Source organism: Pseudomonas sp. DE0010 (assembly GCF_007680745.1).
GTDB classification, from domain to species: domain Bacteria; phylum Pseudomonadota; class Gammaproteobacteria; order Pseudomonadales; family Pseudomonadaceae; genus Aquipseudomonas; species Aquipseudomonas parafulva_B.
Genome location: NZ_VEJQ01000021.1, coordinates 94,914 through 102,605, shown reverse-complemented (window position 1 = coordinate 102,605; position 7,692 = coordinate 94,914). Strand labels below are relative to the sequence as shown.

Genomic DNA, 7,692 nt, shown 5'->3' with positions numbered 1-7,692 from the left:
ACGGCAACGGCAACGGCAACGGCAACGGCAACGGCAACGGCAACGGCAACGGCAACGGCAACGGCAACGGCAACGGCAATTCTCATGAGTGCGCAGCTATGGAGTTGACCAACGAACCCTCGACCCTAATCATTTGCACGCCAATCAAATGTTTAGCCAGCCCAAATGTAAAGGTTGCCATTCACTACTTTAATCCCCCTCAAGCGGCATGTGAGTATCGAACGCATGACTCCCGCCCAGCCCAGCTCACCATCGTCCAACCGCCCTTCACCGTCGAAGCCCCGGGCGCTGTGCGGCGAAAATCCGTTGGTGCATGTCATCCTCGCCTTTTGGGCATTGTGGCACTGCCGTCACGCGCGCCCGCCCGACACCTCGCTTACGCCTGCATGACCTCACCCGGCCTGCATAGGGCCGTTTGACCCAGCCGGGCCGCCTGCACAGGCAGGGGCCTGAGCGTTCGCGAGCGAATGATTATGCACTTTGCACCTGTGGAGCAGGCCAGCCAGTTTCTGGCCGCCAACCCCGATATCGATCTGTTCGAACTGTTCATCCTCGACGCCAACGGCGTGCCCCGCGGCAAGCTGCTGCACCGTGATGAACTGCTGGCCGTGTACCAGACCGGCCGGCCATTACCCAGCACCATTCTCGGCCTGACCGTAAACGGCGACGACGTGGAAAACTCGGGCCTGGTCTGGGATGTCGGCGACATCGATTGCCGTGCCTACCCACTCGATGGCAGCCTGGTACGCCTGCCCTGGCGCCGGGTGCCGACCGCAGCGCTGCAAGTGAGCATGCACCCACACCAAGGCCTGCCGGCCAGCGTGGCCGATCCGCGTCATGTACTGTTGCGCACCGTCGAAGCCCTGAAGGCCGACGGGTACCACCCCGTGATGGCCTGCGAGCTGGAGTTCTACCTGCTCGACCAGCAGCGCGATGCCCATGGCCATCCGCAACCGGCGCTTGACCAGGACGGCGCACGCCCTCGCAGCACTCAGGTGTACGGGCTGCGAGAGCTGGAGCAGATCGAGCCGTTCCTGGCAGACCTGTATGCGGCCTGCAAGGCACAGGGCATACCGGCGCGTACGGCCATTTCGGAATACGCCCCAGGCCAGGTGGAGATTACCCTCGAACACGGTGATGCCGTGCAAGCGATGGACCAGGCGGTACGCTACAAGCGCCTGGTCAAAGGCATCGCCCACGCCCATGGCATGCAGGCCTGCTTCATGGCCAAGCCCTTCGGCCACTTGGCCGGTACCGGTATGCACATGCACCTGAGCCTGGCCGACAGCGCCGGCCGTAACCTGTTCGCCAGCGAAGATCCGGCCGGCACACCGCTACTGCGTTACGCAGTGGCCGGCATGTTGCAGCACCTGCACGCGTCGCTGCTGCTGTTTTGCCCCAACGCCAACTCCTTCCGCCGCTTCCAGGCCAATAGCTACGCGCCCCTGTCGCCCACCTGGGGCGTGGACAACCGCACGGTCAGCCTGCGGGTGCCGGGCGGGCCGGCCAATAGCCGGCATGTTGAGCACCGTATCTGCGGGGCCGACGCCAACCCGTACCTGGCGGCCGCCGCCATGTTGGCCGCCAGTCACTGCGGCCTACGTGATCAGCTCGACCCTGGCGCGCCGATTCAGGGCAATGGCTATGCCCAGGCGACCGAACACCTGCCAACTGACTGGCTCACCGCGCTGCAGGCCCTGGAGCAGTCGACCTGGGCCCGCGAAGCACTGGGCGATGCGTTTCTTGGCGTGTACCTGAAGGTCAAGCGCGCCGAATACCGGCAATTCATGGCCGAAGTCAGCGAACAGGACTGGCGCTGGTACCTGCACCAGGCCTGAGCCCCACACAGAACAAGGATTACCCATGAACGCAGCAGTGAACAAAGGCCCGGCGCAACGTGCGCCGTCCTACTACACCGCCACCCTCAACGACCCCATCACCTACCCCCAGCTCAAGGGCACCGTGCAGGTGGACGTGGCAATCATCGGCGCGGGCTTCACCGGCTTGGCAACGGCCGTGGAACTGGCCGAACGCGGCCTGAAAGTCGCAGTGCTCGAAGCCAACCGGGTGGGCTGGGGCGCCAGCGGGCGCAATGGTGGTCAAGTGACCGGCAGCCTGTCAGGTGACGAAGCCATGCGCGCACAGATGCGCAAGCGGCTGGGCAGCGACGTGGATGATTTCATCTGGCACCTGCGCTGGCGGGGCCACCAGATCATCGAGCAACGGGTGGCCCGCTATGGCATCGACTGCGACCTCAAGCACGGTCACCTGCACGCGGCCATGAAACCCTCGCACCTGGACGAGCTGCGGGCTTTCGAGGCCCAGGCACAGCGCCATGGCATGGGTGATCAGGTCGAGCTGCTCGACCGCCAGGCGATGGCCGAACACCTGCAAAGCCCCCTGTACCTGGGCGCCCTGAAGAACCGGCGCAACCTGCACCTGCACCCGCTGAACCTGTGCCTGGGCGAAGCCCGCGCCGCCCACAGCCTGGGCGCGCTGGTCTTCGAGCAGACCGAAGTGCTGGAAATCGTGCACGGCCCCCGCCCTGCCGTGGTGACGGCCCATGGGCGTGTGGATGCGCGCCAGGTAATGCTGGCAGGCGATGTCTACCACAAGCTGGAAAAGCGCCAGCTCAAGGGCAAGATATTCCCAGCCATGGGCGGCATCGTCACCACGGCGCCATTGGGCGAGCTGGCAGCGCAAATCAACCCGCAGGACCTTGCCGTCTACGATTGCCGATTCGTGCTGGACTACTACCGCCTGACGGCCGACAAGCGGCTGCTGTTCGGCGGCGGCGCCAACTACTCAGGGCGCGACTCGCGGGATATCGAAGCCGAACTGCGCCCGTGCATCGAGCGTACCTTCCCTGCCTTGAAGGGCGTGCCCATCGCGTTCCAATGGAGCTGCGCCATGGGCATCGTGGTCAATCGCATACCCCAAGTGGGCAAGCTTTCGGACCATGTCTGGTACTGCCAGGGCTACTCCGGGCACGGCATCGCCACCAGCCACATCATGGGCGAAATCATGGCTCAAGCCATGACCGGTACCCTGGAGCAATTCGACACCTTCGCCCAGTGCAAGCATGTGCGTGTGCCGATGGGAGACGTGTTGGGCAACCCGCTCCTGGCAGCGGGCATGTGGTACTACCAGATGCTGGAAAAACTGCGCTAAAGCAAGGACCGCCCGCCCTGCCAGGCCTCGTCAAAAGGGGCTGCAGGGCGGTGGCAGGCGGTGCGCGCCAGGTCAGGCGCTTTTCTTGAGGTTGAGCTTCTTGAGCTCTTCGTCGCGCAGTTCGCGACGCAGGATCTTGCCGACGTTGGTGGTCGGCAGGGTATCGCGAAACTCGACCTGACGTGGCACCTTGTAGCCGGTGAGGTTGGCGCGCATGTGCTCCATCACCTGCTCCTTGGTCACCGTCATGCCAGGTTTGACCACGACGAAGACCTTGATCAGCTCCCCGGATTTTTCATCCGGAATGCCGATGGCCGCACACTGCGATACGCCAGGCACCGCCGCGAGCACGTCTTCGAGTTCATTGGGGTAGACGTTGAAGCCGGACACCAGAATCATGTCCTTCTTGCGGTCGACGATACGCATGTAGCCGTCAGGCTGAATCAGGGCGATGTCGCCGGTCTTGAGCCAGCCTTCGCTGTCGAGAATTTCGGCGGTGGCCTCCTCGCGCTGCCAGTAGCCCTTCATCACCTGAGGGCCCTTGACGCACAGTTCGCCCACTTCGCCCAAGGGCAACTCGTTGCCGGCGTCGTCGACGATCTTGCACAGCGTTGACGGCACCGGAATACCGATGGTGCCTACCTGGTTGGCCTGCGCGGGGTTCACGGCGGCCACCGGGCTGGTTTCGGTCATGCCATAGCCTTCGCAGATGGCGCAGCCCGTCACCGCACGCCAGCGCTCGGCAACGCTCAGTTGCAGCGCCATGCCGCCAGACAGGGTGATCTTCAAGGCCGAGAAGTCCAGGGCGCGGAACGCATCGCTGTTGCAAAGCGCCACGAACAGCGTATTGAGGCCCACGAAACCTGTGAACTTCCACTTGCCCAGCTCCTTGACCATGGCGGACAGGTCGCGGGGGTTGCTGATCAGCACGTTGTGGTTGCCGATCAGCATCATGGCCATGCAATGGAAGGTGAAGGCGTAGATGTGGTACAGCGGCAGCGGGGTGATGAGAATCTCGCACCCTTCCTGCAGGTTCGAACCCATCAGCGCCCGGCACTGCAACATGTTGGCCACCAGGTTGCGGTGGGTCAGCATGGCGCCCTTGGCCACACCGGTGGTGCCGCCGGTGTATTGCAACACGGCCACATCATTGGCTTGCGGGTTGGCCTCGGTCACCGGCTGGCCCTTGCCCAGAGCCAGGGCATCGTTGAAGCGCACGGCGCTGGGCAGGTGATAAGCCGGCACCATCTTCTTGACGTACTTGATCACGCTGTTGATCAGCAGCCGCTTGAGCGCAGGCAGCAGGTCTGCCACTTCGGTGACGATGACGTGCTTGACCTGGGTCTTGGGCACTACCTTCTCGGCCAGGTGCGCCATGTTCGCCAGGCACACCAGCGCTTTGGCGCCGGAGTCTTTGAACTGGTGCTCCATTTCCCGGGCGGTGTACAGCGGGTTGGTGTTGACCACGATCAGGCCGGCGCGCATGGCGCCAAATACCGCCACCGGGTACTGCAGCACGTTGGGCAGTTGCACCGCGATGCGATCACCGGGCTTTAGGTCGGTATGCTGTTGCAACCAGGCGGCAAAGGCACCGGAAAGGGTATATAACTCACCGTAGGTCAGGGTCTTGCCCAGGTTGCTGAAGGCCGGTTTGTCGGCAAAGCGCTGGCAGGATTGCTTGAGTACCGCCTGGATGTTGGGGAAATCGTCGGGATCGATCTGCGCCGCGATACCGGCCGGATACTTGTCCTTCCAAAAATGGTCGATCATGCAAGCCCACTCCTTCAGCAACAGCGAAGTTCGTTTCACGCGTCGAGGCGTTTATTATTGATATGAGATGACGGCCTGATGCAAACCAGATCATCTGAAAGCGGGCCGAGAGTAGCAGCTTTGCCGAGGGTCTACTAGAGCCCAAAGCGGGCTTGACAGTCACAAAGGTGACTCAATGAATACTTCGGGTCACGTTTAGAGTATTTGACTTAATGAGCCTGTTAGGTCACCGGGATGTGCCGTGCGCCGGGCCCTGGCGCACGGCACATCTTCCTTGTCGCGGGCTATCGATTAGCTGGCGTCACGCAGTTCGCGCCGCAGGATCTTGCCCACCGGCGTCATCGGCAGCGACTCGCGTAGCACGATCTGCTTGGGCACTTTGTAGCCGGTAAGGTTGGCCTTGCAATAGGCCTTGAGCTCCTCGACATCCACACCCCCTTCGCGCGGCACCACGAACAACTTCACCGCTTCGCCGGAACGCTCGTCTGGCACGCCGATAGCGGCACAATTGGCGACCTTGGGATGGCCCATGACCACCTCTTCGACTTCGTTGGGGTACACATTGAAGCCCGACACGATGATCATGTCCTTCTTGCGGTCGACGATACGAGTGAAACCGTCGGGGTCGATCACGGCAATGTCACCGGTTTTGAACCAGCCTTCGGCGTCCAGTGCCTCGGCTGTGGCCTCGGGTTGCTGCCAGTAGCCCTTCATGACCTGCGGGCCCTTGATGCACAGCTCACCGGGTTCACCCAGGGCCAGCTCGTTGCCGTCGGCATCGATCACCTTGAAAGCCGTGCCCACCACCGGGATGCCAACCGTGCCCAGCCGCGCCAGCGTGCCGTAGGGGTTGGTGCTGGCCACGGGGGACGTTTCGGTCAGGCCGTACCCTTCGACGATGCGGCAACCCGTCAGCTGTTCCCAGCGCTCGGCCGTGGCCTTGACCAGGGCAGTGCCGCCGGAGTTGGTGACCTTCAATGCAGAGAAATCGAGCTGGCGGAACCCGGGGTGGTCCATCAGCGCGACGAACAGGGTGTTGAGGCCCAGCAACGCAGAAAACCGCCACTTGCCCAGCTCCTTGATGAAGCCTGGTATGTCCCGCGGGTTGGTGATCAGCACGTTGTGGTTGCCGGTGACCATCATGCACATGCAGTTCGCGGTGAATGCATAGATGTGGTAGAGGGGCAACGGCGCGATCATCACCTCTTCGCCGTCCTTGAGCAGCTTCTGCCCGTCCGGCCCATGCTGGGAGAAACAGGCCAGCACCTGCAGCATGTTTGCCACCAGGTTGCCGTGGGTGAGCATCGCGCCCTTGGCCAGCCCCGTCGTGCCGCCGGTGTACTGCAGCACGGCGATGTCACCCAGGCTCAAGGGCACAGGCGTGGGCACGCCATCGCGGCCCTGGCGCAGTACCTGCTTGAACGACACGGCCTGGGGCAGCGCATAGGCTGGCACCATCTTCTTGAGCTTGTCGACCACGGTGTTGACCAGCCAGCCTTTGAGCGTAGGCAGCATGTCGCCCATCTTCGCCTCGATCAGGTACTCGATACCGGTATCGGGCAGTACCGTCTGCACACGCTTGCCGAACAGGTTCATGTACACCAGGGCCCGGGCGCCGCTGTCCTTGAACTGGTGGCGCATTTCGCGCTCGGTGTAAAGCGGGTTGGTGTTGACCACGATCAGCCCGGCGCGCATGGCGCCGAACACGGCGATGGGGTACTGGAGCACGTTGGGCATTTGCACCGCGATGCGGTCGCCCGGCTTGAGGTCGGTCTGTTGCTGCAGCCAGCAGGCGAAGGCGGCCGACAGACGATCGAGGTCGGCGTAGGTCAAGGTCACGCCCAAATTGCTGAAGGCCGGGCGATCAGCAAAGCGCTTGCAGGAGCGTTCGAACACCTCGACCACTGACGCGTAGGCCTGCATGTCCAGGGTGGAGGGCACGCCCGCCGGGCGCTTGTCATTCCAGAAGTCGGCTTGCATTTATTGTTGTTCCTCTGCCGGGACCTGCACTGCGTCCTGTAGTCCAAGTGCCTGCGCGCTGACTATGCACAGGCGTTGGTTCGACGTTAGCAGGTAAGCCAGGCACGGCCCAGTCGTCAGCGCCTGCCATTAACATTGTGAATCTTATTTGTGCCCTTCCTGCAATTTGCTCGACTGTGGGTACACTGACGTGGGCGCAAAATGTGATCCGGGTCCCCCCGGCAAGCGTCTCACCCGTCTGGCCGACGCCCTGCGCGCGACCGGCATCCGACCTGTACTGCTTAAGGAAGCCCTGATGTCCCAGCTCAGCAACACGCCCTACGAAGCCCTAGAAGTCGGCCAGAAAGCCGAATACACGAAGTTGGTCGAGGAGCGCGACATCCAGCTGTTCGCCGCCATGTCCGGCGATCACAACCCGGTGCACCTGGACGCCGAGTTCGCGGCCAAGAGCATGTTCCGCGAGCGCATTGCCCATGGCATGTTCAGCGGCGCGTTGATCAGTGCGGCGGTGGCCTGCACGCTCCCAGGCCCTGGCACCATCTATCTGGGCCAGCAGATGAGCTTCCAGAAGCCGGTCAAGATCGGCGACACCCTGACGGTGCGCCTGGAAATCCTGGAAAAATTGCCCAAGTTCAAAGTGCGTATCGCCACAAACGTGTACAACCAGAACGACGAATTGGTTGTGGCAGGTGAAGCCGAGATCCTGGCACCGCGCAAGCAGCAGACCGTCGAACTGGTTTCCCCGCCGAACTTCGTGGCCAGCTGAGCACC

At 62.8% G+C, this 7,692-nt stretch carries 6 protein-coding genes; 4 read left to right on the top strand and 2 right to left on the bottom strand.

What is annotated here, in order from left to right:
* From FS767_RS23065 to FS767_RS16415, 3 genes are all read left to right on the top strand, one after another.
* Window positions 1-419, top strand: a 419-nt coding sequence (locus FS767_RS23065; protein WP_218571734.1) for a hypothetical protein, incomplete at its 5' end; no start/stop codon positions are given.
* Window positions 420-473: 54 nt separating this feature from the next.
* Complete coding sequence (locus tag FS767_RS16420) at window positions 474-1,838, top strand: glutamine synthetase family protein (RefSeq protein ID WP_144966900.1); 1,365 nt, start codon at window positions 474-476, stop codon at window positions 1,836-1,838.
* A gap of 25 nt (window positions 1,839-1,863) precedes the next feature.
* On the top strand, window positions 1,864-3,171 hold the full coding sequence (locus tag FS767_RS16415) for an FAD-binding oxidoreductase (protein WP_144966898.1): 1,308 nt from the start codon (window positions 1,864-1,866) through the stop codon (window positions 3,169-3,171).
* A gap of 72 nt (window positions 3,172-3,243) precedes the next feature.
* Here the strand turns inward: FS767_RS16415 and fadD1 are convergent, their stop codons facing one another.
* Window positions 3,244-4,941, bottom strand: coding sequence for a long-chain-fatty-acid--CoA ligase FadD1 (gene fadD1, locus FS767_RS16410; RefSeq protein ID WP_144966896.1), 1,698 nt, complete (start codon window positions 4,939-4,941; stop codon window positions 3,244-3,246).
* A 291-nt stretch (window positions 4,942-5,232) separates the two neighbouring features.
* Complete coding sequence (gene fadD2, locus FS767_RS16405; protein ID WP_144966894.1) at window positions 5,233-6,921, bottom strand: long-chain-fatty-acid--CoA ligase FadD2; 1,689 nt, start codon at window positions 6,919-6,921, stop codon at window positions 5,233-5,235.
* A 295-nt stretch (window positions 6,922-7,216) separates the two neighbouring features.
* Here fadD2 and FS767_RS16400 point away from each other — a divergent pair, with 295 nt between their 5' ends.
* Window positions 7,217-7,687, top strand: a complete 471-nt coding sequence (locus FS767_RS16400) for a MaoC family dehydratase (protein ID WP_058604229.1) — start codon at window positions 7,217-7,219, stop codon at window positions 7,685-7,687.
* Window positions 7,688-7,692 lie beyond the last annotated feature (5 nt).

Excerpts from the sequence above, each read along its gene's own strand:
- FS767_RS16420 (WP_144966900.1), top strand. The coding sequence starts at position 474 with ATGCACTTTGCACCTGTGGAGCAGGCCAGCCAGTTTCTGGCCGCCAAC.
- FS767_RS16415 (WP_144966898.1), top strand. The coding sequence starts at position 1,864 with ATGAACGCAGCAGTGAACAAAGGCCCGGCGCAACGTGCGCCGTCCTAC.
- fadD2 (WP_144966894.1), bottom strand. The coding sequence starts at position 6,921 with ATGCAAGCCGACTTCTGGAATGACAAGCGCCCGGCGGGCGTGCCCTCC.
- FS767_RS16400 (WP_058604229.1), top strand. The coding sequence starts at position 7,217 with ATGTCCCAGCTCAGCAACACGCCCTACGAAGCCCTAGAAGTCGGCCAG.
- fadD1 (WP_144966896.1), bottom strand. The coding sequence starts at position 4,941 with ATGATCGACCATTTTTGGAAGGACAAGTATCCGGCCGGTATCGCGGCG.